This window comes from Thalassospira permensis NBRC 106175, from assembly GCF_000714555.1.
Classification (GTDB): Bacteria; Pseudomonadota; Alphaproteobacteria; order Rhodospirillales; family Thalassospiraceae; genus Thalassospira; species Thalassospira xiamenensis.
The window spans coordinates 144,088-170,158 of record NZ_AUNC01000023.1 but is presented as its reverse complement, the minus strand read 5'-3'; the positions used below and the strand labels follow the sequence as shown (position 1 = coordinate 170,158).

General features: G+C 55.8%; 25 protein-coding genes. 21 read left to right on the top strand and 4 right to left on the bottom strand.

Annotated elements, in window-relative coordinates:
* Window positions 1-31 precede the first annotated feature (31 nt).
* The 15 genes from SMB34_RS12670 to SMB34_RS12600 all read left to right on the top strand — a co-directional run bounded on the left by SMB34_RS12670 (window position 32) and on the right by SMB34_RS12600 (window position 15,644).
* Window positions 32-2,416: a heavy metal translocating P-type ATPase gene (locus SMB34_RS12670; protein ID WP_007089118.1), complete on the top strand. Its 2,385-nt coding sequence runs from the start codon at window positions 32-34 to the stop codon at window positions 2,414-2,416.
* The gene (gene ccoS, locus SMB34_RS12665) at window positions 2,413-2,601 is read left to right on the top strand and encodes a cbb3-type cytochrome oxidase assembly protein CcoS (protein ID WP_007089119.1); all 189 of its coding nucleotides are present in this window, start codon (window positions 2,413-2,415) and stop codon (window positions 2,599-2,601) included. Before SMB34_RS12670 ends, ccoS begins: the two co-directional genes overlap by 4 nt.
* 81 nt (window positions 2,602-2,682) lie before the next feature.
* Complete coding sequence (locus tag SMB34_RS12660) at window positions 2,683-3,381, top strand: cyclic nucleotide-binding domain-containing protein (protein ID WP_007089120.1); 699 nt, start codon at window positions 2,683-2,685, stop codon at window positions 3,379-3,381.
* A 212-nt stretch (window positions 3,382-3,593) separates the two neighbouring features.
* Window positions 3,594-4,442: a 3-methyl-2-oxobutanoate hydroxymethyltransferase gene (gene panB / locus SMB34_RS12655; RefSeq protein ID WP_007089121.1), complete on the top strand. Its 849-nt coding sequence runs from the start codon at window positions 3,594-3,596 to the stop codon at window positions 4,440-4,442.
* Between the two features lie 42 nt (window positions 4,443-4,484).
* A complete protein-coding gene (panC, locus tag SMB34_RS12650) occupies window positions 4,485-5,354 on the top strand; it encodes a pantoate--beta-alanine ligase (protein WP_037990502.1) in 870 nt (289 codons plus the stop codon).
* 232 nt (window positions 5,355-5,586) lie between these two features.
* On the top strand, window positions 5,587-7,071 hold the full coding sequence (ffh, locus tag SMB34_RS12645; protein WP_037990688.1) for a signal recognition particle protein: 1,485 nt from the start codon (window positions 5,587-5,589) through the stop codon (window positions 7,069-7,071).
* Window positions 7,072-7,197: 126 nt separating this feature from the next.
* Complete coding sequence (gene rpsP / locus SMB34_RS12640) at window positions 7,198-7,602, top strand: 30S ribosomal protein S16 (RefSeq protein WP_007089124.1); 405 nt, start codon at window positions 7,198-7,200, stop codon at window positions 7,600-7,602.
* A gap of 45 nt (window positions 7,603-7,647) precedes the next feature.
* Window positions 7,648-8,322 (top strand): ribosome maturation factor RimM, encoded by a 675-nt coding sequence (gene rimM, locus SMB34_RS12635; RefSeq protein ID WP_037990501.1) that lies wholly within the window; start codon window positions 7,648-7,650, stop codon window positions 8,320-8,322.
* A 3-nt stretch (window positions 8,323-8,325) separates the two neighbouring features.
* On the top strand, window positions 8,326-9,042 hold the full coding sequence (gene trmD / locus SMB34_RS12630; RefSeq protein ID WP_007089126.1) for a tRNA (guanosine(37)-N1)-methyltransferase TrmD: 717 nt from the start codon (window positions 8,326-8,328) through the stop codon (window positions 9,040-9,042).
* 3 nt (window positions 9,043-9,045) lie between these two features.
* The gene (gene rplS, locus SMB34_RS12625; protein ID WP_007089127.1) at window positions 9,046-9,450 is read left to right on the top strand and encodes a 50S ribosomal protein L19; all 405 of its coding nucleotides are present in this window, start codon (window positions 9,046-9,048) and stop codon (window positions 9,448-9,450) included.
* Between the two features lie 580 nt (window positions 9,451-10,030).
* Window positions 10,031-11,437 (top strand): 3-isopropylmalate dehydratase large subunit, encoded by a 1,407-nt coding sequence (gene leuC / locus SMB34_RS12620; RefSeq protein WP_007089128.1) that lies wholly within the window; start codon window positions 10,031-10,033, stop codon window positions 11,435-11,437.
* 11 nt (window positions 11,438-11,448) lie between these two features.
* Window positions 11,449-11,637, top strand: a complete 189-nt coding sequence (locus tag SMB34_RS12615) for a hypothetical protein (RefSeq protein ID WP_007089129.1) — start codon at window positions 11,449-11,451, stop codon at window positions 11,635-11,637.
* 5 nt (window positions 11,638-11,642) lie between these two features.
* Entirely contained in the window at window positions 11,643-12,254 is a 612-nt protein-coding gene (leuD, locus tag SMB34_RS12610; RefSeq protein ID WP_007089130.1) for a 3-isopropylmalate dehydratase small subunit, read from the top strand.
* Window positions 12,255-12,343: 89 nt separating this feature from the next.
* Entirely contained in the window at window positions 12,344-13,447 is a 1,104-nt protein-coding gene (gene leuB / locus SMB34_RS12605) for a 3-isopropylmalate dehydrogenase (protein WP_007089131.1), read from the top strand.
* 157 nt (window positions 13,448-13,604) lie between these two features.
* Window positions 13,605-15,644 (top strand): type 1 periplasmic-binding domain-containing protein, encoded by a 2,040-nt coding sequence (locus SMB34_RS12600; protein ID WP_037990500.1) that lies wholly within the window; start codon window positions 13,605-13,607, stop codon window positions 15,642-15,644.
* A gap of 50 nt (window positions 15,645-15,694) precedes the next feature.
* On the opposite strand, the gene sigJ is transcribed toward SMB34_RS12600, so the two are convergent.
* From sigJ to SMB34_RS12580, 4 genes are all read right to left on the bottom strand, one after another.
* On the bottom strand, window positions 15,695-16,645 hold the full coding sequence (gene sigJ, locus SMB34_RS12595; RefSeq protein ID WP_051682278.1) for an RNA polymerase sigma factor SigJ: 951 nt from the start codon (window positions 16,643-16,645) through the stop codon (window positions 15,695-15,697).
* 52 nt (window positions 16,646-16,697) lie between these two features.
* Entirely contained in the window at window positions 16,698-17,132 is a 435-nt protein-coding gene (locus SMB34_RS12590) for a carboxymuconolactone decarboxylase family protein (RefSeq protein ID WP_037990499.1), read from the bottom strand.
* A 108-nt stretch (window positions 17,133-17,240) separates the two neighbouring features.
* On the bottom strand, window positions 17,241-17,666 hold the full coding sequence (locus SMB34_RS12585; RefSeq protein ID WP_037990498.1) for a hypothetical protein: 426 nt from the start codon (window positions 17,664-17,666) through the stop codon (window positions 17,241-17,243).
* A gap of 146 nt (window positions 17,667-17,812) precedes the next feature.
* Window positions 17,813-19,048 carry an SAM-dependent methyltransferase gene (locus SMB34_RS12580; RefSeq protein ID WP_240478823.1) on the bottom strand — a complete coding sequence of 412 codons (1,236 nt, stop codon included), beginning with the start codon at window positions 19,046-19,048 and terminating at the stop codon, window positions 17,813-17,815.
* Between the two features lie 419 nt (window positions 19,049-19,467).
* Here SMB34_RS12580 and SMB34_RS12570 point away from each other — a divergent pair, with 419 nt between their 5' ends.
* The 6 genes from SMB34_RS12570 (at window position 19,468) to SMB34_RS12545 (ending at window position 26,031) form a co-directional block, all read left to right on the top strand.
* Window positions 19,468-20,487 carry an aspartate-semialdehyde dehydrogenase gene (locus tag SMB34_RS12570; RefSeq protein WP_037990495.1) on the top strand — a complete coding sequence of 340 codons (1,020 nt, stop codon included), beginning with the start codon at window positions 19,468-19,470 and terminating at the stop codon, window positions 20,485-20,487.
* Between the two features lie 172 nt (window positions 20,488-20,659).
* Window positions 20,660-21,613, top strand: a complete 954-nt coding sequence (locus tag SMB34_RS12565) for a sugar-binding transcriptional regulator (RefSeq protein ID WP_037990494.1) — start codon at window positions 20,660-20,662, stop codon at window positions 21,611-21,613.
* A 195-nt stretch (window positions 21,614-21,808) separates the two neighbouring features.
* Window positions 21,809-23,122 carry an ABC transporter substrate-binding protein gene (locus SMB34_RS12560; RefSeq protein ID WP_007089145.1) on the top strand — a complete coding sequence of 438 codons (1,314 nt, stop codon included), beginning with the start codon at window positions 21,809-21,811 and terminating at the stop codon, window positions 23,120-23,122.
* Window positions 23,123-23,270: 148 nt separating this feature from the next.
* On the top strand, window positions 23,271-24,143 hold the full coding sequence (locus SMB34_RS12555; protein WP_037990493.1) for a carbohydrate ABC transporter permease: 873 nt from the start codon (window positions 23,271-23,273) through the stop codon (window positions 24,141-24,143).
* Between the two features lie 10 nt (window positions 24,144-24,153).
* Complete coding sequence (locus tag SMB34_RS12550; RefSeq protein WP_051682277.1) at window positions 24,154-24,984, top strand: carbohydrate ABC transporter permease; 831 nt, start codon at window positions 24,154-24,156, stop codon at window positions 24,982-24,984.
* Between the two features lie 39 nt (window positions 24,985-25,023).
* On the top strand, window positions 25,024-26,031 hold the full coding sequence (locus SMB34_RS12545; RefSeq protein ID WP_007089148.1) for an ABC transporter ATP-binding protein: 1,008 nt from the start codon (window positions 25,024-25,026) through the stop codon (window positions 26,029-26,031).
* Window positions 26,032-26,071 lie beyond the last annotated feature (40 nt).

The following is a 26,071-nucleotide window of genomic DNA, read 5'->3' as shown; positions in this document are numbered from 1 at the left end:
CTGCCGCCATTGTGGAGATCCGGTGACCTCGATGTCACCGGTCGGACCTGATTTTTGCTGTCGGGGATGTGCAGGTGCGTTTGAACTTCTGGGCGATCTGGGTCTTAAATCCTATTACAGCCGCCGAAGCATCGATCCCAAAGCCCGGCCATTGCGCCCCGATAGCGATGAAATCGCTGCGGTTAATTTCACCGATCTTGTCAGCACCGACGACGAAGGCGTTCATCATCTTAACCTGATGGTGGATGGCATACATTGCGCAGCCTGTGTCTGGCTGATCGAAACCCTGCTGCAAAAAAATCCGTCTGTCCTGCATGCGCGCGTCAATATGACCACCCGCCGGTTACGGCTGACATGGAACGGTGACATTGCCGATGTGGATGAACTGGTTAAACCGGTTCTGCAGATGGGATACCGGCTGATCCCGTTCGATCCCGCAGCGCTAGAACAGGCAACACAGGCCCGCAACAGCGAATTGCTGCGCTGTCTGGCGGTTGCCGGATTTGCCGCGGGCAACGTCATGCTGCTGTCGGTTTCTGTCTGGGCCGGATATTTTCAGGGAATGGGCGGGGCAACCCGCGATCTTTTCCATTGGATATCGGCCCTGATTGCCCTTCCGGCAGCCGTCTATGCCGGAATGCCGTTTTACCGGTCCGCATGGGGTGCGATCCGCAATCGCCGGGTCAATATGGATGTGCCGATCAGCCTGGGGGTCATTCTTGCCCTTGGCATGAGCCTGGCCGAAACCATGCGCGGCGGCCCCCATGCCTATTTCGATTCTGCCATAACGCTTTTGTTTTTCCTGCTGGTTGGCCGATATCTTGACAGCCGCGCCCGTGGTCAGGCCCGATCAGCCGCCGAACATCTGCTATCGCTAAATGCGCGCTCGGTCACGGTTCTGGCTGACGATGGCACCCGCCGACTGATCGCACCGGACAAGGCCAAACCGGGCATGATCGTTCTGGTGGCAGCGGGGGAGCGGATCGGCATTGATGGTGAAATCCTTGATGGTCAATCGGATATCGATACCAGCCTGATAACGGGGGAAAGCATCCCGAACACCGCCAAACCAGGCACAACCGTTTTCGCCGGAACAACCAATATATCGGCCCCGTTGCGCATCCGCGTTACTGCGACCGGTCAAACAACGCTTCTGGCTGAAATTGTCCGGTTGATGGAAAACGCCGAACAGGGACGCGCCCGATATGTCGCCCTTGCCGACCGTGTCGCCAAATCCTATGCCCCTGTGGTCCACCTTCTTTCGGGCACGACATTTCTCGGCTGGTGGCTGATTGGCGGGATTGGCTGGCAGGATGCCCTGATGAATGCGATTGCCGTTCTGATCATCACCTGCCCCTGTGCCCTTGCCCTTGCCGTGCCGGTTGTTCAGGTGATTGCGACCGGACGGCTGTTGCGCGCTGGTATCTTGGTCAAATCAGCCACGGCCCTTGAAAGACTGACCCGTATTCGCGGTGTCATTTTTGATAAGACCGGCACATTGACCACCGGCAAGCCCGAATTGATCTCCAATCCGGACGATGACACTGCGCTTGAACTGGCTGCATCCATCGCGGCCAATAGCACCCACCCACTGTCGCGTGCCCTTGTACGGGCCGCCGGAAATGTAACGCCAATCGCCAATGTTTCGGAACATCCCGGCCAGGGACTCTCAGCAGAATTGCCCGGCGGCACGGTCCGATTGGGCAGCCGTGCATTTTGCGGCATTGCGGAAAATGCCGACCTGTCCAGCCACATTGCAGGCCCCGAAATGTGGTTGCAGGAACCGGGCCGGGCCGCAACCCGTTTTGTTTTCCGCGATGCCCCGCGTCATGATGCCGAACAGGTCATCGAAACCCTGTCTTCGCGTGGTTTTGACATATCGCTGCTATCGGGGGACCGGGCCGTGACGGTTGCTCGACTTGCCGAAACACTGGGCATTCGCGATTGGAAGGCGCAGCTTTCACCGGCGGACAAGGCAAACGAAATCGCCCGTCGCGCCGAAAATGGCAAATGTGACCTGATGGTCGGTGACGGCATTAATGATGCGCCGGCCCTTGCCGCAGCCTATGCATCCATGTCACCGGCAAGTGCAGCCGAAATCAGCCAGAATGTCGCCGATATCGTGTTTCAGGGCGACCGCCTTTCGGCCGTGATCGAGGCCATCGACGTTGCCAGGAAATCCGACCGGCTTGTCCGGCAGAATTTCACCCTGTCATTTGCCTATAACCTGATCACGATTCCATTGGCAGTATCGGGCATGGTCACACCACTGATTGCCGCCATTGCGATGTCTTCATCCTCTTTGATTGTGATTGCCAACGCATTGCGCCTGAGATCTGGAACAGACAAACAGCGGGCCGAAGATCCTTCCGCCCTCCCAGTACATGCCCAAGAGGCAGGAGCGCCGTCAGTATGAGCAACCTATTACTTCTGATACCAATCGCCCTGTTTCTGGGGCTTCTCGGATTGGCAGCATTTCTGTGGTCGCTTAAATCGGGGCAGTTCGATGACATGGAAGGAGCCGCCAATCGCATCCTTTTTGATGACGATGAACAGCAACCGCAGGACAGCCATACGAAAAACAACGGAGACAAACGTTAGTATCGCTTGAACTGATGCAGTCAGATCGCATAGATTAATTCCAATCTGACATCTTAAGTACATGTAGCTCCGGAGTTTGCCATGTCTGTCCGTTCCCAGCTTTGTGAGGCCTGCGGAATCAAGGACCTGACCTTCTGCTCTTCTTTGCAGGGCACGGAGCATGATCGTTTGCGCCAGATGCTGACCCATGTTCAGTTCGATCCGCACAGCACGATTTTCCACGAAGCCGAAGATGCCGATTACGTGTTTAACGTCACGTCGGGTTCGGTAAAACTATACAAACTTCTGGGCGACGGCCGCCGCCAGATCACCGGTTTCCTGTTCCCTGGTGATTTCCTTGGTCTGGCGCTGAACACCACATACAGCTACACCGCCGAGGCAATCGAGCCGGTAACCGCCTGCCGTTTCCCGCGCGAAAAGCTTGAAAAGCTGTTTGACGAATTCCCGCGTCTTGAAAAACGCATGCTGGGCATGGCGGTTGACGAACTTGCCGCCGCACAGGATCAGATGCTGCTGCTGGGTCGCAAGACGGCCAAGGAAAAGGTTGCGTCCTTCCTTTTGATGCTGGCCCGCCGTCAGGAACATCGCGGCGAGGAAAGCGACACGATCCAGGTCCCGATGAGCCGCTCGGACATCGCCGATTACCTTGGCCTGACCATCGAAACGGTTTCACGCACCCTGACGCAGCTGCGCAAGGAAGCAACGATCACGCTTAAGGATAATCGCCATATCGAAGCCGTCGGCATTGATATGCTTGAAGATCTTGCCGAAGGTTTGTGATTGCGTTGTGCAATTGCACAACAAATCCCGAAATGGACGGAATATCCTGCGGCAACAATAGGGAACCCTTCCTGTTAAAGGCTATTCGACCAAAAGCCTGTTTCGCGATTGCGAAAAAACAGTTCCCGCAAATGGTCATCATATTGTAAACATGACGGCACGCCTGACACAGATCGGGCAGCCAAATCCGGTAACACCGGGGGAGAAACGTCATGAGTGCCACCACCAGAAAACAGGGCCGCATCACGGTTCCTGCCATTCGCGCCCGCAAGGGTGCAGAACCGATTGTCTGCCTGACGGCCTATACCACGCCGATGGCGCAACGCCTTGACCCGCATTGCGATCTTCTTCTGGTCGGGGATTCACTGGGCATGGTTGTTTACGGCATGGAAAGCACGCTTGCCGTCACCGTCGACATGATGATCAACCACGGCAAGGCCGTCATGCGCGGCAGCTCCAACGCCTGCGTGATCGTCGATCTGCCGTTTGGCAGTTATCAGGAATCCAAAGAACAGGCTTTTCGCACGGCATCGCGCATTCTTGCCGAAACCGGATGCGCGGGGGTGAAACTCGAAGGTGGCGCAGAACTGGCTGACACCGTCGAATTCCTCAGCCAGCGGGGCATTCCCGTCATGGCCCATATCGGCCTGATGCCCCAGCAGGTCAACACCATGGGCGGCTTCAAAAGCCAGGGGCGCGGCGAAGAAGCTGCTGCCAAGGTGATTGCCGATGCCAAGGCCGTCGCCAAAGCCGGTGCATTTTCAGTGGTTGTCGAAGGCACGGTCGAGGCCGTTGCACGGCTTATCACCACGGAAATCGACATTCCGACGATTGGCATCGGTGCATCTGTTGCCTGCGACGGGCAGGTGCTGGTGACCGAGGATATCCTTGGCCTGTTTTCCGATTTCACCCCGAAATTCGTCAAACGCTATGCCGATCTGGGCGATCAGGTCTCCAAAGCGGTTGAAAGCTATGCCACCGAAGTCCGGAACCGTCAGTTCCCGACCGACGATCATTGCTTTGGCGTGACCAAACCCGGCAAATTGCGCGCCGTAAAATAACGGTGCCGCCTTTTTGCCCAACAGACGATCGACAAGACGAACATGACGCTTAAAACCGTTCACAGCGTTGCAGAACTGCGCGCGGTTGTTGCCGGGTGGCGCGCGCGAGGATTGCGTGTGGCACTGGTCCCGACGATGGGTGCCCTTCATGTCGGTCATATCAGCCTGACCGATCATGTCCGCAATCACGCTGACCGCGTCATTGTCAGCATTTTCGTCAATCCGACGCAGTTCGGCCCGAACGAGGATTTCGGTGCCTATCCCCGTACATTGCCCGATGATCAGAAAATGCTCGATGCCGCCGGGGTGGAGCTGTGCTTTGCCCCCTCGGTCGAAGAAATGTATCCCGATGGCTTTGCCACCCGTGTCAGCGTCGATGGATCATTTACCAACGTCCTGTGCGGTGCTTCCCGCCCCGGCCATTTCGACGGCGTTGCCCAGATCGTCACCAAACTTCTGCTGCAAGCCCTGCCCGATTGCGCGATATTCGGCCAGAAAGACTATCAGCAGCTGATGGTCATCCGCCGTTTCACCACCGACCTGAACATCCCGGTCGAAATTATCGGCGCACCGATCCTGCGCGAAGATGACGGTCTGGCGATGTCATCGCGCAACCGCTATCTGACACCGGAAGAACGCGCGATTGCCCCGACACTTGACCGGGTTTTGGGCGAAATCACCAAAGCCGCGGCAAGGGGTGCTGAAATCGCCCCGCTTCTGTCCAAGGGGCGCGAAGATATTCTGAACGCCGGTTTCAAATCGATTGATTACCTTGAAATCCGCGACGCAGACACGCTTGAACGGGTCGAAGATCGGGTGCGCAAACGTAGCCGCGTCTTTGTCGCCGCCCATCTTGGCAAAGCCCGTCTGATCGACAATCACGCCATCGACCCCATCAACATCACGGGTTAAACAGCAGCTTGGTCGCGATGAATCGCGGATTGCGATGCGATTGGCATCAAAAGCGCAGAACATCGCGCTTTTGCGCCTGATTGCGCTTGACTCTATCCCCCCTATCGCATAAACCCTGCGCAACAAAGGTCGCCCAAGGGGTGACTCCCCCAGTCCTCGAGTTGTCGAGCACTGGGTTTTAGTTTTTTGTGCGCACACGGTGGAAACACCGGAAACACAGACGGGATTTGGAATGTTTGAAGGACTAAGCGATCGCCTTGGCGGGGTTCTTGATAAGCTGCGCAGACGTGGCGCGCTGAAAGAATCCGACGTCAAGGAAGCCATGCGCGAAGTACGCGTCGCCCTGCTTGAGGCTGACGTGGCGCTGCCGGTCGTCAAATCATTCATCACCAATGCAACCGAGCGTGCGGTTGGTCAGGACGTTCTGCGTTCGGTCACTCCGGGCCAGATGGTCGTCAAGATCGTTCATGACGAACTGAAAAACATGCTGGGTGAAGGCGAGGATATCAACCTTGCGGCCACCCCGCCGGTTCCGATCCTGATGGTCGGTTTGCAGGGGTCGGGTAAAACCACGAGCTCGGCCAAGATCGCGCTGCATCTGACCAAAAAGCGCAACAAGAAAGTCCTGCTGGCGTCGCTTGATATCTATCGCCCGGCCGCCCAGCAGCAGTTGAAAATTCTGGCCGACAATAACGGCCTGAACGTTCTGCCGATCATTATGGGCGAAAAGCCGGTATCGATCGCAAAACGCGCAATGGATATGGGCCGCAAGGAAGGCTATGACGCCGTCATCCTCGATACCGCAGGGCGCCTGCATATCGATATGGAACTGATGAGCGAAGTCGCCCAGGTCCGTGACGCGGTCAACCCGGCCGAGACCCTTCTGGTCACCGATGCGATGACCGGTCAGGACTCGGTCAATGTGGCCAAGGAATTCGCCGACAAGGTCGGCATCACCGGTATCGTTCTGACCCGTATCGACGGTGATGCACGTGGTGGTGCGGCTCTGTCGATGCGCCAGATCACCGGCTGCCCGATCAAGATGCTCGGTACCGGTGAAAAAATCGACGAGATGGAAGCCTTCCATCCGGATCGTATCGCCAACCGCATCCTCGGGATGGGCGATGTCGTCAGCCTTGTCGAAAAGGCTGCCGAAACGATCAAGCAGGAAGACGCCGAGAAAATGGCGAAGAAGCTCGCAAAGGGTCAGTTTGACCTGAACGATCTTCTTTCCCAGCTCAAGCAGCTTCAGAAAATGGGTGATCTTTCCGGCATCATGGGGATGCTGCCGGGCATGGGCGCGCTGAAAAAACAGATGTCGCAGACCAAGCTTGATCCCAAACTTCTGACGCATCAGGAGGCGATCATCCTGTCGATGACGCCCAAGGAACGTGAAAACCCGGCCCTGATCAAGGCATCGCGCAAAAAGCGTATTGCCGCAGGTTGCGGTCTTTCGGTTCAGGATGTGAACAAGCTGCTCAAACAGTATCAGACCATGTCCACCATGATCAAAAAGATGGGCAAGATGGGCAAAAAGGGACTGTTTGGCGGCATGCCGAAAATGGATCCCTCGATGCTCGAAGGCGGCGACATGCCCGACATGAGCAAGTTGCCAAAAGGATTTCCCGGTGCCGGGGGCGGATTACCGCCCGGGTTCCCGGGATTGGGCGGCGGCGGTTTGCCGCCGGGATTTCCGGGGTTCGGTAAAAAGAAATAGCCAAGCCCCCGGTTCTCAAGATTTTTCGAAAGAACCAAACACCCCGGTTCCCTGAACCGGAATAAATTGATCCTCCGGGATCGTAACTTGAAGACTACAAACCCAAGCTGAAAGGAACTTATCCGAATGGCTGTCAAGATTCGTCTTTCCCGTGGCGGTGCCAAAAAGCGTCCGTACTACCGTATCGTAGTTGCAGATGCCCGTGCCCCGCGTGACGGCAGCTTCATCGAGAAAGTCGGTACCTATGATCCGATGCTCCCGAAGGATGCTGACAACCGCGTGACCTTCAAAGAAGAGCGCATCAAATATTGGCTGGGCGTTGGCGCACAGCCGACCGATCGTGTTGCACGTTTCCTGGGCAAAGCTGGCCTGGCTGACGCGTTCAAACCGACCGAACAGCCCCAGAAGTCGGCTCCGAAAGCGAAAGCCCAGGAACGTCTTCGTGAGAAAGCTGAAAAAGCCGAAGCCGCTGCTGCTGCAGCTGCCGAAGCTGCTGCGGCTCCTGCTGAAGAAGCTGCCAGCGAAGAATAAGCTTTTCGCACGCTTTGATCAGATACCGGAAATTTGTGAACCGAAATGGCTGATACCCGCAAATCCAAAACCGACGATGCATTTGTCTGCGTCGGCATGATCACCGCCCCGCACGGGGTGCGTGGTGCCGTGCGCGTCAAAAGCTATACCGTCGATCCGGATAACCTTGTCGGTTACGGCCCGTTGTTCGACGCCAAGGGACAGGCGAAATTCAAACTGTCTCCTGTCGGACATGTTCGCGACCAGCTGATCGCCAAGATCGATGGTGTGAACGACCGGGACGCCGCCGAACGGCTGCGGGGAACCAAGCTTTACGTACCGCGGACGGCCCTGCCGGAAACGGAAGACGAAGACGAATTCTATCTTGCCGATCTTGTCGGCCTGAAAGCCCATCATGTTGATGGTTCGCTGTTCGGGACCGTACGGGGTGTGGCCGATTTTGGCGCGGGCGATGTGATCGAAATCGCGCTGGAAGAAGTCCGTGGCAAAGTCGTCGTCCTGCCGTTTACCAAGGAAGTCGTGCCCGATGTGGTGCTTTCGGAACGCAAGCTGGTGGTAAATCCGCCCGAGGGGCTTTTGCAGGAAGAAGAAGGACCGGGAAATCGTACCCGCCGTCCGGGCAGCTCCCGCAGGGACTCTCAGGCCGACCGCGATTCTGATGCCGTCACTGCCGATGCAGTAGGCGCAGAAAATGCGACCGGCAGCGGAAAGGAGGCCTGATCGATGTCTGTGTGGCAGGCCAAGGTTGCAACCCTGTTCCCGGAAATGTTCCCGGGCGCGCTCGGTCAGTCTCTGGCCGGACGGGCACTGGAAAACGGGATCTGGTCGCTGGATGTTAAAGACATCCGTGATCATGCAACCGACCGTCACCGCACTGTTGACGACAATCCTTTCGGGGGTGGGGCCGGTATGGTCATGCGCCCGGATATTGTCGACGCCACCCTGCGTGAATTGCGTGCGGAAGCTCCGCAATTGCCGCTGATTTATCTCAGCCCGCGCGGGAAAATGCTGAACCAGAAACGTTGCCGCGAACTGGCAGCGGGACCGGGTGCTATCCTGTTGTGTGGTCGCTACGAAGGTATCGACCAGCGCGTACTTGATGAACATCAGGTCGAAGAAATCAGCATTGGCGACTACATCCTCATGGGCGGCGAACTGCCGGCCATGGTCCTGATTGAATCGTGCATTCGCCTTATCGAAGGTGTGGTCAACAAGACCGAATCCGTCGACGAGGAAAGCTTTGAAACCGGGTTGCTTGAATATCCGCATTACACGCGCCCGGCCAATTGGAACGGGCGTGACGTGCCGGAGATCTTGCTTTCCGGACATCATGCCAAGGTACAAGCCTGGCGGCATGCTCAGGCAGAAGAAATTACCCGTGCTCGGCGTCCTGACCTTTGGGATCAGTATGTCGCACGCGGGCACATCAAAGAGGGTTAAACCATGACCAACGCAATCATCCAGCAGATCGAAAAAGATCAGCTCGATAAAATCGCTGCAAAACGCGAAGTTCCGGAATTCGACGCAGGCGACACCGTCCGTGTTCACCTGAAAGTCGTTGAAGGTACCCGCGAACGTATCCAGCAGTTCGAAGGCGTCTGCATCGCCAAGAAAAACCGCGGCCTGAACTCGTCCTTCACCCTGCGTAAAATCGCATCGGGCGAAGGTGTCGAGCGTATCTTCCAGAACTACTCCCCGGCGATCGACAAAATCGAAGTCGTCCGTCGCGGTGACGTTCGTCGCGCAAAACTTTACTACCTGCGTGGCCGTACCGGTAAATCGGCGCGTATCGCCGAACAGACCACCGGTCACAAAGGCAAACTGACGGCTGCAGAACGCAAGAAATAATCTGCGTTCCGCATTGTCGGAATGATTGGCGGGCTCACCTTCGGGTGGGCCCGTTTCTTTTGGGCTGTTTTCATTGCCTGTGGTTTCGGGCGACAAACAACCGACAAATACACTTTATGCGTGCATCATATCGAATCGCCGGTTTTCATGCCTGATCGATGTAACGCGCAGAAACCTTGCGAATAACATATAACTTTATTTTATATCAGCTATCCCTGCTTTGGCTGCCTCACCCCGGAATCTGGTAGTTTTAGCTACCACAAGATGCTCAATTTTCCCCGAATCTACTTTGAGATGCAGTCGCGTAAAAAAACACGCGCCGGGTTGCTTGCGATTTGGAAGCTTGAGTGTATAAAGGCACTCCCGCGGCAAAAACGATCAAGTCCGTGCGGTTCTGGATAATAAAATTTCGCATATCGGGACAAACCCGGATGCCCGGAGGAACAGGCGACGCCGTGCGCCACATGACATCGCAATCCCAGGATTGCCGTCGTAAAAAACATCCCCGGTTTAACGTCCTTTGCCGGCACTACTGTCTGGTCGTCGCTGCATAAAAGATCGATTTTAAGAGGAGGTCGAGATGGGTGCGCCTAAAACCCTTTTTGACAAGATTTGGGAAAGTCACGTGGTCGATACGCAGGATGATGGTACCTGCCTGATTTATATTGACCGCCATCTCGTTCATGAAGTGACCAGCCCGCAGGCTTTCGAAGGCCTTCGCAATGCCGGCCGCAAAGTGCGCCACCCGGAACTGACCCTTGCCGTTCCGGATCACAACGTTCCGACCACGGACCGTTCCGAAGGCATCAAGGAAGAAGACAGCCGTATCCAGGTCAACACTCTTGACCAGAACGCCAAGGATACCGGTATCCATTACTTCCCGATGAATGACCTGCGTCAGGGCATCGTCCACATTGTCGGCCCGGAAGAAGGTTTCACCCTGCCGGGTGTCACCATGGTCTGCGGCGATTCGCATACCTCGACCCACGGTGCATTCGGCACCCTGGCATTTGGCATCGGCACGTCCGAAGTCGAACATGTTCTGGCCACCCAGACGCTGGTTCAGAAACCGGCCAAAAACATGCTGGTCAAGGTCGAAGGCGATCTGCATCCGGGCGTTACCGCCAAGGACATCACCCTTGCCATCATCGGACGCATCGGCACGGCTGGCGGCACCGGTTATGTGATCGAATATGCCGGTTCGGCCATTCGGTCGCTGTCGATGGAAGGCCGCATGACCGTCTGCAACATGTCGATCGAAGGCGGCGCACGCGCGGGCCTGATCGCACCGGACGAAAAAACCTTTGAATATATCAAGGGCCGCCCGATGGCACCCAAAGGTGCCGCATTCGAACAGGCTGTCGAATACTGGAAGACCCTTCCGTCTGACGAAGGCGCGCATTACGACAAGATCGTCGAAATCGATGCTGCCGACATCATCCCACAGGTCACCTGGGGCACCAGCCCGGAAGACGTCGTACCGGTTAACGGCAAAGTCCCGGCACCGTCCGACGCCAAGGATCCCGGCAAACAGAAAGCCATCGCCCGTTCGCTCGAATATATGGGCCTGACGGCTGGCACCAATATCGAAGACATCAGGATTGATCGCGTCTTTATCGGTTCCTGCACCAATGGTCGTATCGAAGACCTGCGCGCCGCGGCGGTTATCGCCAAGGGTCGCAAGGTTGCCGATCACGTCAGTGCCATGGTCGTTCCGGGTTCCGGTCTGGTCAAGGAACAGGCCGAGGCCGAAGGCCTGCACGAGATTTTCCTCGAAGCCGGTTTTGAATGGCGTGAACCGGGCTGCTCGATGTGTCTGGCGATGAACCCGGACCGACTGGAGCCGGGCGAGCGTTGCGCATCGACCTCCAACCGTAACTTCGAAGGCCGTCAGGGCCGTGGTGGCCGTACCCACCTGCTCAGCCCGGCGATGGCCGTGGCCGCAGCAGTCACCGGTCATCTGACTGACGTCCGCAAACTCGGTTAAGGCAGAAACCCATGGCAGAAAGAGCATTCATCAGTTTCCGTGACGGCGCAGCGCGCTGCGGCCGGGCACCGATCCTTGAACAGCTGCTCCCGCAGCTGACCGGGATCAACCTGCCCGAATTCGTAGCGAAGGATATCGACGCAACCGAGGAACTGATCGAGGCCCTCGGTCTTGCCTGGGAAACTGGAAGCAAGGGATAAGATTAATGGATAAGTTCACGACCCTCACCGGTGTGGCAGCACCGCTGCCGATGATCAATGTCGATACCGACATGATCATCCCGAAACAGTTCCTGAAAACCATCAAACGTTCGGGCCTTGGCAAGAACCTGTTTGATGAAATGCGCTATGACGACAAGGGCAACGAAATCCCGGATTTCGTTCTGAACAAACCGGCCTATCGCAATGCCAAGATCATCGTATCAGGTGACAACTTCGGCTGTGGTTCATCGCGCGAACATGCGCCGTGGTCGCTGCTTGATTTCGGCATTCGCTGCATCATCGCGCCAAGCTTTGCCGACATTTTCTATAACAACTGCTTCAAGAACGGCATTCTGCCGATCCGTCTGCCGCAGGAAGATGTCGACAAGCTGATGGATGATGCCGAACGCGGCGAAAACGCCACCATCACCATTGATCTTGAAAAACAGGAAATCCATGGTCCGGATGGCGGTTGCATCACGTTTGATGTCGAACCGTTCCGCAAACATTGCCTGTTGAACGGCCTCGATGACATCGGTCTGACCCTGCAGAAGGGTGACGCGATCAACGATTTCGAAGCCAAGCGCGCTGCGTCGCAGCCCTGGCTGTCGCTGTAATTCAAAGTGGCGGCAGTCCAGATCGGTCTGCCGCCCTTTTTGTCGATACGGGGTGAACGACCCCGATAATATCTGGGAAGGATTGTTTGATGAGCACCACCAAAAAAGTTCTGATGCTGCCCGGCGACGGCATTGGCCCCGAAGTCATGCGCCAGGTTCAGCGCGTCATGGACTGGATGGCCAAAAAGCGTAACGTCAATTTCGAAATCACCGAAGGTCTGATCGGCGGCGCATCAATTGATGCGCACAACAACCCGCTGACCGACGAAACGCTTGCCGATGCCATGGCGGCCGATGCGGTTCTGCTTGGTGCTGTCGGTGGCCCGAAATGGGACAACCTTCCCTTCGATATCAAACCGGAACGCGGGTTGCTTAAAATCCGCAAGGAAATGGGCCTGTTTGCCAACCTCCGTCCGGCCCTTGTGTTTGATGCGCTTGTCGGTGCCTCGACCCTGAAAGAAGACATCGTCAAGGGCCTGGATATCATGATCCTGCGCGAATTGACCGGCGGCATCTATTTCGGTCAGCCGCGCGGCATCGAAGAACGCGACGGTGTGCGTTTTGGCTTCAACACGCTGGTTTATTCCGAGCCGGAAGTTGAACGTATTGCCCGTGTCGCCTTTGACATGGCCATGAAACGCAACAAACGCCTGTGTTCGGTCGATAAGGCCAACGTTCTGGAATCGACCGTCCTGTGGCGCGAAGTTGTTGAACGCGTTGCCAAGGACTTCCCGGAAGTCGAGGTCAGCCACATGTATGTCGATAACGCATCCATGCAGCTGGTCCGTAACCCGAAACAGTTCGACGTGATGGTCACCACCAACATGTTTGGCGACATCCTTTCCGATTGTGCCGCCATGCTGACCGGATCGCTTGGCATGCTGCCGTCCGCATCGCTCGGTGCTGCCGATGCAAGCGGTGCCCGCAAGGCGCTTTACGAGCCGGTGCACGGCTCCGCCCCGGACATCGCCGGTCAGGACATCGCAAACCCGCTGGCAACCATCCTGTCTTTCGCCATGATGCTGCGTTACTCGTTCGACATGGGCGATGATGCAACCATGATCGAAACCGCCGTTCAGAACGTTCTGAAAGGCGGGCTTCGCACCGCTGATATCATGCAGCCGGGCATGGCAAAGGTTTCGACCACCGTCATGGGCGAATCCCTGATCAACGAACTCGACAAGATCGCCTGATCTTTCCGATCACGCTTCAAAAAACAAAGGCCGGGTCAATGATCCGGCCTTTGCCATAAGCACGTTTCCTTGACTTGTTGCGCGACAACAAAGATGTTGCCCAGGCAACTACTGTCTGCATCCCATACGTGCAGAAACATAATAAAAGCTGGATAACATGAGCAAAAAAACAGTTCTTCTTGTCGGTGGCCTTGCCGTTCTGGCCGCCGCGGGTGCCGGTCTTCACTACAAGGCACCGGCCTATCTCGAAAACCGGTTCCGCACGATCCTCAGCAGCCCGGACTCAGACCTTCGCGGTGAATTTTCCGATTTCGAAATGTCGCTTCTGGGCCGCACATTGGCCGCCAAGAACGTCAAACTGATCGATCCTAACGGTGTGACCTACACCATCGGATCAATGCATCTCAATCAGGTCAACTGGCTGACCCTGATCGGGGCAAACCCGTTTGGCAACGGCATTGCCGGTCAGGCCGATCTCGAAGAACTGGCAATTGCCCATGATGCCTATGGCATCACCACCCCGAAGGCGGAACTTGGCGATCTTGCGATGGACCTGGCTTCGCGCAATTTCGACATCACCACCGGTCGTGCTGATCTGCAAAACCTGACCATTTCGGATGGCGACATCCGCCGCATCAATATTGATCACCTGCTGGCGGAAAATGCCGGTTCGGCCAATATCGATGCCCTGAAAATTACCGGTTGGAAAATGGATGATCAGGAAACGAAAATCACCAGCAGCATCGACAATATGACCTTTGCCGGCTGTGCCGGACCGGCCGATCTGATCGCCAGTTTCGATCCCGACATTGCCCGCGATTTCGCCATCTGTGACGATATTGCGGCCACCACCTTGTCGTTTGCCGATGACGCAGGCCTGGAAATGTCGGTTGATGCAATTGCCCTGTCGGGTCTGGAATCCCGGGTGATCAAATCCGGCACGCTGACCGGTCTGTCGATGCAGCAGCCAGACAATCCTGCCAGGCTTGCCATTGGCGAAATCTCGCTTGCTGATTTCCGCGTCGATCTGACGGGTGACATGATTGATCTTGATACAAGGCTCAGCATGGCGGACGCCAGGAAGATGGTCGAAAACACCTCCTTCCAGACAATCATCGTCAAAAACCCTGTAATTTCCGATGAGGAAGTCGAAATCGCGCTCGATAATGTCACATTGCGCGACATGCGTGATGGCAGGCTTGCCGGGATCGACATCACCGGAAGCCACATCACACAGAAAACCCCGGACGGTTCCGCCAATTTCGGTCTGGACGGACTTTCCGTCACCGATCTGGATTTAATGGCAATCACCGGCTTTGGCGAAATTTACGACGTTGCCGATGAAATGGTTGGTCAACATATCGACCAGTTCGAAGATTTCACACTGGGTCAGATGAACCTGCCGCTCAGTCAGGCGCTTTACGGTGCGTTTTCCATGAATGGCCTCTCATTCTCGGGCGCGCCGGATGGTGAAAAGGTCGAAATCCGGCTCGACAGCTTCAAAAGCACCCTTGAAAAGCCTTTCACCCCTGAAAACAGCGCACTGACATTTGTCAAAATCAACAACAGCACCCTCGAAGGGCTGCATGCCACCCTTGATGACAGCATTACCGGTGGCAACGATACCGCAATCTACCTTGGTATCAACAGCTTCGATGATCTTGTGCTGGATGTCTCCAACAGCATTATCTGGGATGAGACGGCTGGCGATTTTGTTTACAGCATCGACAAGGTTGCCCTGCGCGATATCGGCCAGATCGGCCTTTCGGTCACGGTCACCGGGATCAACGATGACGTCATGACCCGTCTTCTGAAAACCCGGATCGGCGATGACGCGGCACTCGAACAGGCCCTGACGGTAGACGCGGCCTTCCGCGGTGCACGCCTTGAAATTTCAGGTGAAAAAATGTTGCCTTTTGCCCTTGGCGTTGCCTCCCTGCTTAATGGCAACACCGCCGAAGACATGAAAATGCTGGTCACCATGAACCTGATGCAGGCGCAGGAACAATTTGCCGATGACGCAACGCTTTATGATGCGTTCGGCGAATTGCTGGCATGGGTTGATGATCCGCGCCACCTGCTGATCGAACTGGCACCGCAGGAACCGGTTGCGATGGGCATGGCGGCCGGTGGCCTGATGTTCCCGCAGATGGGGGCGCAAATGCTGGGCCTTCGTATCACCGCCAACGGCCAATGACAGCCGCAGAATAAAAATAACGGGCCGGATCGTGATGATCCGGCCCGTTTTCATGTTCGCGATCCAAGATCATCGAAACGCGCCAGTTTGTCGGGGTTTCGGTGGATGAAAACATCCGTTATTGCGTTTTGGTGCATGGCCATACTGATGGCGGTCGCCACCCGGTCGCCTTCACGCACAAGCACCCAGTATTCCCGCCCGTCAACGGCCCTGAATTCAATGTCGTACACCGGATTCTTGCGCCAGATACCGACAAAGAACCGCGCAACCTTATCTGCACCGAATATCGGATTAACCGCGGCACTTGCCTTGCCTCCGCCATCGGAATGCATGATCACGTTCGGGGCCAGTTGCCCGATCAACGCGTTCAGATCACCGTGGATCAGGGCATCGACAAAGGCTGTGACCTGTTCCCTGTTTGCGGTCTCGCTGTCTGGAACGGGGGTTGGATCACGGTCGTCTTCGCGGTTCACCTTGCGGCGTGCGCGAAACAGGATCTGGCGGGTATTGTTTTCGGTCCGCTCGATCACCGGGGCGATATCTTCGTGTGACCAGTCAAAAACGTCATGCAGAACAAGTGCCACCCGTTCAACCGGTCCCAACCGTTCCAGCATCATGACATAGGCCTGCCCCAGGCCATCCCGTTCGATCAGGTTGTTTTCCGCTTCAGGAAAAACTGGCGGCACCCAGGGTTCGGGCAACCATTGCCCAACATAATGTTCACGCCTGCGACGTGCCGATTTCAGAACATCAAGGCAGATATTGCTGCAGACCCGCACCAGCCAGCCGGTCGCATCGCGGATGTCATCCTTTGCCGCCGCCCGCCAGCGTAACCAGACATCCTGCACGGCATCTTCGGCATCGGCATGGCTGCCCAGCATGCGATAGGCAAGGGCATGCAGCCGCCCGCGATGGGTTTCGAAAACCTGATCTGCCATGCGATCCCTGTCAAACACATGAAGCGATACGGGACAGGCCCGTATCGCCGATTGGGTGGTCATCCTGCCCGATAGGTCCGTTGAAGCAAAGAGCCTTTCGGATCGGGGATTGCGATCAGGCAAGCTCATGCTGCGCAATACCAAGACGGTTCCATGCATTCATCGTTGAAATGATGCAGGTCAGTTCGGAAATGGCGTCTGCTTCGAAATGATCGACAAGATTGCGATAGCTTTGCGAAATGCGGTCCTGATCAACCGCTTCGGTCAGGCATTCGGCCCAATCAAGTGCGGCACGTTCGGCCTCGTCATATCCCTTGGCCGCGCGCCAGACCGCCAGCATGGTTACCTTGATGGCATCCCCACCGTGATCGGCATGGCTTTTGGCATGCATCCGCAGGCAATGCGAACATCCATTGATCTGCGACACCCGGCATTCCACCAGATCGCGCAAAACACGCGGGATTCTCGGGTTGTCGTCAAGCTTGCCGGCAAGTCCCAGCATGGCTTCGAAAAGTTTAGGGCTGGATTTCGGAAAGTCAAAACGGCTCATCATGTTTCGTCCTTGTTGCAAACCGGGGAAAATCCCCCTTTGCAATCAGGACGAGACAGCTTAGCCCCTTGTTACACACATGGACAAAACTTTGGCCGTCCGCAAAAACTAGACGATCCGCGCCTTTTTAAGCGCCTCGACCACCTCGTCATGCATGACCCAATGCCAGTCTTCGCTATTTTGCTGTTCACCATCTGCCAGCGTAAAGACCGCCGCCAGATAATCGCTGACATCGGATTTGCACATCGGCAATTCGGCCGCGAGGGCGATTTTTTGCGCCAGTTTGCCGTATTTCCTGTTCCCGATCCGGGACCCGAAATGACCAATCGTATTTGCCAGTTGATTACCGGTAATTTCGCGCCCCGGTGCCTTGGCATGGGCGCGCAGCATGTCGCGTTCGCAACTTGACATATCAATGGATTGAAGCGCCCGGACATAGTCCTCAATGCGGCCGATATGGGGGCCGGTACGATGGGTGATCTGGGTGGAATATGCACGTGCGCCCGGGGTTTCCCGGTGTGTCATGTTCTGCATGTTGTTTCCTCCCGAAGGAACAACCGGTTGGTCGCGTTCTACACCGTGCCGGTTGTTTCACGGTTCACGCTGTCCGGGCTCTTTGGCCCGTTAATAATTCTATATGGGTCGGACTGCCGCAAAACGACAGTCCGACCGATGCGTTTTTACGTAAAACGATAACCGGGTTTGGTGAAAACAAACTGCCCGACCCGCATCCCGCCACCGCCTTCACGCTCGTCAAAGGCATTGATGCAGCCCGCCAGATAAAACTCCCACATCCGTTTGAATTCGGTGTCGTATTTTTCCGGATCAAGCTGATCGGCAATCTCGCGGAACCGGTCGCGCCACGCAACCAAAGTTCGGGCATAGTTCAGTCCGGCATGGAAATGCGATGCTTCGACTTTAAGGTCGGCGTTTTCCGCGGCCTCGATCACTTCATGCACCGCCGGAATATAACCACCGGGGAAAATATAGCGATCAATCCACGGCGATGTGAATTCCGGGCGCGGCTTGATGATCGTATGGATCACCGCCCGCCCCCCGGCTTTCAGCAATTTGCCGACCTTCTCGAAATAGGTTTTGAACTGTGGCCGCCCGACATGTTCAAACATGCCAACCGAGACAACCCGGTCGTATTTCCCTTCATTCGCATCGGCAAACAACCGGTAATCCAGAAGATGATATCCAAGCCCTTCGTGGAAGTTGTCGGGCAGTTCCTCTTTGCGTTCCAGCGCCCAGTTATATTGCTCGGTCGAAAGCGTAATCCCGTGCACCTCCGCCCCGGTGGTCCGCCGGATAAAGCGGCTAAGCCCGCCCCAGCCGCACCCGACATCAACCACCCGAAGGCCCGGCTGGTCAATCTTCAGCCGCTGGGTGGTCAAAGTCATTTTGCGGTTCTGCGCCTCTTCCAGCGTCTGGGCACCATCGTCCCAGAAGGCGCAGGAATACTGCATTTCCGGATCAAGGAAACGGGTATAAAGGTCATTGCCGATATCATAATGATGGCGCACGCGCCGGGACGCGGCCTTGACCGAGGTAAATTGCGCGATCTGGAATTTAAGCGATTGCAGCTTTTCGATAAACAGGCCAAATCCGTTTGCCGAATGGCCGCCTTCGAAGTTAAGCCGCAAGACCCTGATCAGGTCTTCCATCTCGCCTGAAACAACGTCAAAACCGCCACGCATATAGGCTTCACCAAATCCCGGATCAGGACTTAGCGCCATTTTCAATGTGTCGGTCCAGTTCGGTACAGTCATTGTTGCCCTGGGATCGCTGCCATCCCCCAGAACAATCTCGTGTCTATCGTCCGCCCGGAATACCAGTGTTCCGCGCGTGACATGTTCCCGGAAAAAATCGAGAACCTTTTTCTGTGTCCAGTCCAATGTCATCGGGTACGTCATCTGCCGTCCTTTTTAAGCCGGAAATGCCATCGCCCCACATAAAACCCGTTTCCGGATTTCACATAAGCACCGGACCCTAAATCAGGATCGTCTGGTCAATCGTTCGAAAAAGGAAATGCGGAAACAGCACAGTCGCAGGCAACTTACCCACAGACATTGAAAACAGAAAACTCAAAGCCGGGGCCGAACGATTCTGATTTAGGGTTCGGTACTCGAACCCCGTGGGTAATTCTGCCAGAATTTTTTGCAATCTCAAGAGGTAAAAGCCAACGAACTCCTTGCGTGGTACTCGATAAAACCTTACATCTCGCCCCATACTGTACAGACGATTATCCACAGGCATATGCAAATCACGACGCCCCATACCAAAGAGGGGCAACGCGTATAAGCAATGCCAGAAAGACTGAAAGAGGCTCCTGATGGGCTATAAAATCGCCGTTGTCGGCGCGACCGGAAATGTCGGGCGCGAGATGCTCAATACGCTTGAAGAACGCCAATTTCCGGCCGATGAAATTTTCGCACTCGCCTCCTCGCGTTCGGTTGGCCGCGAACTGGATTACGGTGACAAGGAAATCAAGGTCGTAGATGCCGCAACCTTCGATTTTTCCAAGGTTGATATCGCGCTGTTCTCTGCCGGTGGCACAACGGCTAAAACGCTGGCACCCAAGGCTGCTGCTGCGGGTTGCGTTGTCATCGACAATTCCAGCTACTGGCGGATGGAGCCCGGTGTACCGCTGGTCGTGCCAGAGGTAAATGGTGCCGCGCTGGCCGGTTACGCCAAGAAAAACATCATCGCCAATCCGAACTGCTCGACCATTCAGATGGTCATGGCGCTTAAACCCCTGCATGACCTGCAACCGATCAAACGCGTTGTCGTTGCAACCTATCAGTCGGTTTCCGGTGCCGGTCGGTTGGCGATGGATGAACTGTTCAATCAGACCAAGGGCATTTACGTCAACGATCTGCCGGTCAAAGAACAGTTCACCAAACAGATCGCCTTTAACGTCATCCCGCATATCGACGAATTCATGGATGATGGTGCTACCCGCGAAGAGTGGAAAATGACCGCCGAAACCCGCAAGATCCTTGATCCGGATATCGCGGTCCATGCGACCTGCGTGCGGGTGCCGGTCTTTGTCGGTCATGCCGAAGCCATCAATATCGAATTCGAACAGCCGGTCACCGTCGAAGAAGCCCGCAAGGCAATGAAAGCTTTCCCCGGCGTTTCCGTGGTGGATTATCGCCAGGACGAGGGATATGTCACGCCGCAGGAAGTCCAGGGCGAAGACAATGTTTTCGTCTCGCGCGTGCGCAAGGACCCGACGGTTGAAAACGGGCTTTCGCTTTGGTGTGTTGGCGACAACCTGCGCAAAGGGGCCGCCCTTAACGCAGTTCAGATCGCCGAAATGCTGGTCGCGGAATATCTGCCAAAGAAATGATCGCGCGCCTAATAAACGTCTTTGAAACCCGCCGGGATCGGCGGGTTTCTTTTTGCCCGGATCATTCCCGCTGGTCAGAACCGCAAAAAAACGATAGGGAATTTATATCGATTAACCGGCGCTCCCGCCATCAGCGCTGCGATCCATAAAGAAAAATAAATCGAGGACAGGGATGGTAAAACGAACACGCAAAGAAGCTGCAAGGCTTGACGAAGCCGCCCGCGCGGGTTGGCTTTATTATTGCGCCGGCAACACCCAGGACGAAATCGCCACCAAACTTGGCGTTTCGCGTCCGACCGCACAGCGTCTGGTATCGGCCGCCATTAGCGAAGGTCTGGTCAAAGTCCGCCTTGATCATCCGATTGCGCGCTGCATGGAACTGGCTGCATCGCTGTGCGAGCAATTTGGCCTAGCCAACTGCGAAGTGGTGCCGACCGATCCCGCTGCCCCCGATGCCATGTTTGGCATGGCGCAGACGGCCGCGACCTATCTTGAACGCGTTCTGCAATCCCCCGATCCCAAGATCATTGCAATTGGCACCGGGCGTGCGATGCGCGGCATGGTCGATGAAGTTCAACGCGTCGATGCCCGCCATCACAAGATCGTATCCCTTGTCGGGACCATTGCCCATGACGGGGCTGCAAGTTTCTATGATGCGGTCACCGATCTGGCGGATCGCACCCGCGCGCCTCACTATCCATTGCCGATCCCGGTAATTGTCGAAAGTGCCGATGTGCGCGCCCAGATGCAGCAACAGCCGCCGATGGACAATATCATGCATCTTGCCGCCAAGGCCGATGTGCGGTTTGTCGGGGTGGGTGATCTTGGCGCCGATGCACCGCTTTATATCGATGGCTTCATCAGCAGGGATGAATTGCAATCCCTGCAAAAAAACGGCGGTATCGGCGAAGTCGTCAGCTGGTCATTTGATGAAAACGGCGCGATCCTTGATCACGATGTCAATCACCGCGTCACCAGTGCGCCAATCCATATTCCCGCGCAAAACACGATTGCTGTCGCCAAGGGGGCCAAAAAGGTCGCCGCGATTCGCGGGGCAATGCGCGGCAAACTGATCACCACACTGATCACCGACGAAGCCACCGCCGAAGCTTTGCTGCAAAGCTAGGCACCGCAAAACACGTTTTGAATCAATACAGAAATCAACCCCGCCAAAGCTTTTGGCGGGGTTTTCTTGTTGCAGCGCAAAAACGATTTCGTTTGACAAGGCATCCTTAAATTGAGTGAATGCTCATTACCTGAACAAATGATCAAACGGGCAAGATAATTTGCCCATCGGGTACACAGTCCTTTGGGAGGAACTATGAAACGCGTAACGGGAGCAGCGCTTTGCGCGCTGTTGGCAGGCGGTGTCGCATTCTCCGCCAATGCCGAAACAAAACTTACCATTGCTACCGTGAACAACGGTGACATGATCCGCATGCAGAAGCTGACGGATGACTTCACCTCCAAAAACCCCGACATTTCCCTTGAATGGGTTACGCTCGAAGAAAACACCCTGCGTCAGCGTGTCACCACCGACATCGCCACCAAGGGCGGTCAGTATGACATCATGACGATTGGCACCTACGAGGTTCCGATCTGGGCGGAAAAGGGCTGGCTGGCACCGCTCGATAACCTTGGTGCCGATTACGATACCGATGACATCATGCCCGCCATCCGTTCCGCCGTAAGCAACGATGGCAAGCTTTATGCGGCACCTTTCTATGCCGAAAGCTCGATGATGATGTACCGCACCGATCTGTTTGAAAAAGCAGGCATCACCATCAATGGTCGCCTGACCTGGGACCAGACTCTCGACATTGCCAAAAAGCTCCATGATCCGGATAACGGTGTTTATGGCATCTGCCTGCGCGGCAAGGCTGGCTGGGGCGAAAACATGGCGCTGATCACCACCATGGGCAATGCCTATGGCGCGCGCCTGTTTGACGAGAACTGGAACCCGACCTTCGACAGTGCCGAATGGAAAAACGCCCTCGACATGTATGTCGAAATCCTCGGCAAATATGGTCCTCCGGGGGCAACGTCGAACGGCTTTAACGAAAACCTTTCGCTGTTCAACTCGGGCAAATGCGGCATGTGGATCGATGCAACCGTTGCAGCATCCTTTGTCAGCAACCCCAAGGAATCGACCGTTGCAGACAAGGTCGGCTTCACCGAAGCCCCGTGCGCTGAAACCTGCACTGGCGCCAACTGGCTCTGGGCATGGAACCTTGGCATTCCGACCGGTTCCCAGAAAGTCGAAGCCGCCCAGAAATTCATCGCCTGGGCAACCTCCAAAGACTATCTGGAACTCGTAGCCTCCAAAGAAGGCTGGGCCAACGTTCCGCCGGGTACCCGTATGTCCCTGTACGAAAACCCGAAATATCTGGAAGCCGCACCGTTCGCTGACGAAACCCTTCTCGCCATCGACAGTGCTGATCCGATCAATTCGACCATGAAGCCGAAGCCCTATGTCGGCGTTCAGTTTGCCGCGATCCCTGAATTCCAGGGTATCGGCACCACGGTAGGCCAGCAGTTCTCTGCCGCATTGGCCGGTTCCTCGACTGTTGAAGATGCGCTTGCATCCGCACAGTCAAGCACCGACCGCACCATGCGCAAGGCTGGTTACTACTGATGCATGACAGGCCAGGATGCCGCACCTAGTGCAATGAATTCTGGCCTGTGCCTCCTTGACCTGATGAACTTGGGGTGGCGGCACATCTGACCGCCACCCTCTTTCCATCCGGATCGAGGCAACAGGGACTTCAAACAGGGAGCACATCATGTCGACACGGTCCTCTACCCTGACCGGGCGCATTATGTCTGCACCGTCGATCATCGCCTTGTTTTTGTGGATGATCGTGCCGTTGGGCATGACAATTTATTTTTCGTTCCTGCGTTACAACCTTCTTTCGCCCGGTATGGAAGAATGGGTTGGTACGCTGAACTATGAATTCTTCCTGACCGACCCGGCCTTCTTTGCGTCGCTGGCCAATACGCTTCTGCTCGTCGGATCGGTACTTGTGATCACGGTGGTCGGCGGTGTTCTGCTGGGCCTGATGCTGGATCAGCCGATTTTCGGCCGTGGCATCCTGCGCCTGCTGGTGATTGCCCCCTTCTTCATCATGCCGACCGTGAATGCGCTGGTTTGGAAAAACCTTCTGATGCATCCGGTATCGGGTATGTTTGCCTGGATCGCCACCGGTTTGGGTTTCCAGTCAATCGACTGGTTTTCCGAAGCCCCGCTAACGGCCATCATCATCATGGTGTCGTGGCAATGGCTGCCCTTTGCCGTGCTGATCCTGCTGACCGCTCTTCAATCGCTTGACCGCGATCAGAAGGAAGCCGCCCAGATGGATGGTGCCGGCCCGGTTTCGATTTTCTTCTATATCACGCTGCCCCATCTCAGCCGTGCGATCACGGTGGTCGTGCTGATCGAAACGATCTTCCTGCTGACCGTGTTTGCCGAGATTTTCGTGACAACAGGCGGCGGTCCCGGCCTTGCAACCACCAATATCGCCTTCCTCGTCTATACGCAGGCCCTGCTGCAATACGACGTTGGCGGCGCATCGGCGGGCGGAATCGTCGCTGTCGTTCTGGCAAATATCGTGGCGATCTTCCTGATCCGCCTCATTGGCAAGAACCTGGACAGGTAGGGGACACGAGATGGAAAACAAACAAACAGCCCTTGGCCATATCGGTTTTTCGATCTTTGCGTGGATTGTCGGGCTTCTGATTTTCTTCCCGATTTTCTGGATGGTCCTGACCAGCTTCAAGACCGAGCTTGAAGCCGTATCGATCCCGCCAAGCTTCATTTCGTTTGACTGGACTCTCGAAAACTACGCCGAGGTACAGGCACGGTCCGATTATTTCCGGTTCGCCATGAATTCGGTCATCCTGTCGGTTGGCTCTACCCTGGTGGGTCTGCTTTTTGCCGTGCCATGTGCATGGGCGATGGCCTTCAATCCGACCAAACGGACCAAGGATGCGCTTCTTTGGATGCTGTCGACCAAGATGATGCCGCCAGTCGGGGTATTGGTCCCGATCTATCTGGTGTTTCGCGACTGGGGCCTGCTCGATACCCGGTTCGGTCTGATCATGGTTCTGTTCCTGATGAACCTGCCGATCATGGTCTGGATGCTTTACACCTATTTCAAGGAAATCCCGGCCGACATCCTTGAAGCCGCCCGCATGGATGGTGCCACCCTGCCCAAGGAAATCATCTTTGTGCTGTTGCCAATGGCGGTTCCGGGCATCGCATCGACCATGCTGCTCAACATCATCCTGGCCTGGAACGAAGCTTTCTGGACCCTGAACCTGACCACCGCCGATGCTGCCCCGCTGACCGCTTTCATCGCCTCCTATTCCAGCCCCGAAGGGCTGTTCTGGGCAAAGCTTTCAGCCGCATCGACGATGGCGGTTGCGCCGATCCTTATCATCGGCTGGTTCTCGCAGAAACAGCTTGTTCGTGGCCTGACATTTGGCGCGGTCAAGTAACCGCCGCCTGATCGAAATTCAACAAGAAGGAACACCGAAATGGGTGCTATCCGACTGGAAAAAGTCAAGAAAACCTTCGGAACGCTGGATGTTATTCCGGGTGTCGATCTTGATATCAATGATGGTGAATTTGTTGTCTTTGTCGGCCCTTCGGGCTGTGGCAAATCCACTTTGCTGCGCCTGATCGCCGGTCTTGAAGACGTCACTGATGGCAAAATCCTGATCAACGGTACCGACGTCGCCAACGAGGCACCAGCAAAACGCGGTCTTTCGATGGTGTTTCAGTCATATGCGCTTTATCCGCACATGACGGTCTATAACAACATCGCCTTTGGCCTGAAAATGGCCGGGGAAAGCAAGGCCGTGATTGAAGAAAAAGTTCAGAACGCGGCCAAAATCCTTAACCTGACGGATTATCTGGAACGCCGCCCCGGCGCGCTTTCCGGGGGACAGCGCCAGCGTGTCGCAATCGGTCGTGCGATTGTGCGTAACCCGGCGGCCTTCCTGTTTGACGAACCGTTGTCAAACCTTGATGCCGCCCTTCGCGTCAATATGCGCCTTGAAATCACCGGCCTTCATCAGGAACTGAAAACCACGATGATCTATGTGACCCATGATCAGGTCGAAGCCATGACCATGGCCGACAAGATCGTCGTGTTGCAGGCCGGCCGGGTCGAACAGGTCGGCAAACCGATGGAACTGTATAACAATCCCGCCAACAAGTTTGTCGCGGGCTTTATCGGGTCGCCGAAAATGAACTTCCTCGGTGGCGACTACGCCCGAAAATATGACTGCCACGAAGTCGGTATTCGCCCCGAACATGTCGCTGTCAGTACCGAAAGCGGCGATCTTCCCGCAACCGTCAAGATTGCCGAACATCTTGGTGCCGAAACCTATCTGCACGTCAATGCCGACGGCTTTGGCCCGATGACGGTGCGCGCAACCGGCGAAGTCCCGCTGGGCGAACATGACAAAATCTGGCTGACCCCGGAACAGGACCGCATCCATCGTTTTGATGCGAACGGTATCGCTCTTGGAAACCCCTGAGACTTTCAAAAAACCGGATCGCATTGCCCCATACGCCATG

Bases quoted from the DNA above. Each gene is read 5' to 3' on its own strand.
- SMB34_RS12560 (WP_007089145.1), top strand. From the start codon at position 21,809: ATGAAACGCGTAACGGGAGCAGCGCTTTGCGCGCTGTTGGCAGGCGGT.
- leuD (WP_007089130.1), top strand. From the start codon at position 11,643: ATGGATAAGTTCACGACCCTCACCGGTGTGGCAGCACCGCTGCCGATG.
- rimM (WP_037990501.1), top strand. From the start codon at position 7,648: ATGGCTGATACCCGCAAATCCAAAACCGACGATGCATTTGTCTGCGTC.
- SMB34_RS12580 (WP_240478823.1), bottom strand. From the start codon at position 19,048: ATGACGTACCCGATGACATTGGACTGGACACAGAAAAAGGTTCTCGAT.
- SMB34_RS12670 (WP_007089118.1), top strand. From the start codon at position 32: ATGTCACCGGTCGGACCTGATTTTTGCTGTCGGGGATGTGCAGGTGCG.
- SMB34_RS12555 (WP_037990493.1), top strand. From the start codon at position 23,271: ATGTCGACACGGTCCTCTACCCTGACCGGGCGCATTATGTCTGCACCG.
- SMB34_RS12570 (WP_037990495.1), top strand. From the start codon at position 19,468: ATGGGCTATAAAATCGCCGTTGTCGGCGCGACCGGAAATGTCGGGCGC.
- ccoS (WP_007089119.1), top strand. From the start codon at position 2,413: ATGAGCAACCTATTACTTCTGATACCAATCGCCCTGTTTCTGGGGCTT.
- SMB34_RS12615 (WP_007089129.1), top strand. From the start codon at position 11,449: ATGGCAGAAAGAGCATTCATCAGTTTCCGTGACGGCGCAGCGCGCTGC.
- ffh (WP_037990688.1), top strand. From the start codon at position 5,587: ATGTTTGAAGGACTAAGCGATCGCCTTGGCGGGGTTCTTGATAAGCTG.
- rpsP (WP_007089124.1), top strand. From the start codon at position 7,198: ATGGCTGTCAAGATTCGTCTTTCCCGTGGCGGTGCCAAAAAGCGTCCG.
- SMB34_RS12545 (WP_007089148.1), top strand. From the start codon at position 25,024: ATGGGTGCTATCCGACTGGAAAAAGTCAAGAAAACCTTCGGAACGCTG.
- sigJ (WP_051682278.1), bottom strand. From the start codon at position 16,645: ATGACCACCCAATCGGCGATACGGGCCTGTCCCGTATCGCTTCATGTG.
- SMB34_RS12660 (WP_007089120.1), top strand. From the start codon at position 2,683: ATGTCTGTCCGTTCCCAGCTTTGTGAGGCCTGCGGAATCAAGGACCTG.
- SMB34_RS12550 (WP_051682277.1), top strand. From the start codon at position 24,154: ATGGAAAACAAACAAACAGCCCTTGGCCATATCGGTTTTTCGATCTTT.
- leuB (WP_007089131.1), top strand. From the start codon at position 12,344: ATGAGCACCACCAAAAAAGTTCTGATGCTGCCCGGCGACGGCATTGGC.
- SMB34_RS12585 (WP_037990498.1), bottom strand. From the start codon at position 17,666: ATGCAGAACATGACACACCGGGAAACCCCGGGCGCACGTGCATATTCC.
- SMB34_RS12600 (WP_037990500.1), top strand. From the start codon at position 13,605: ATGAGCAAAAAAACAGTTCTTCTTGTCGGTGGCCTTGCCGTTCTGGCC.
- panC (WP_037990502.1), top strand. From the start codon at position 4,485: ATGACGCTTAAAACCGTTCACAGCGTTGCAGAACTGCGCGCGGTTGTT.
- leuC (WP_007089128.1), top strand. From the start codon at position 10,031: ATGGGTGCGCCTAAAACCCTTTTTGACAAGATTTGGGAAAGTCACGTG.
- rplS (WP_007089127.1), top strand. From the start codon at position 9,046: ATGACCAACGCAATCATCCAGCAGATCGAAAAAGATCAGCTCGATAAA.
- SMB34_RS12565 (WP_037990494.1), top strand. From the start codon at position 20,660: ATGGTAAAACGAACACGCAAAGAAGCTGCAAGGCTTGACGAAGCCGCC.
- panB (WP_007089121.1), top strand. From the start codon at position 3,594: ATGAGTGCCACCACCAGAAAACAGGGCCGCATCACGGTTCCTGCCATT.
- SMB34_RS12590 (WP_037990499.1), bottom strand. From the start codon at position 17,132: ATGAGCCGTTTTGACTTTCCGAAATCCAGCCCTAAACTTTTCGAAGCC.
- trmD (WP_007089126.1), top strand. From the start codon at position 8,326: ATGTCTGTGTGGCAGGCCAAGGTTGCAACCCTGTTCCCGGAAATGTTC.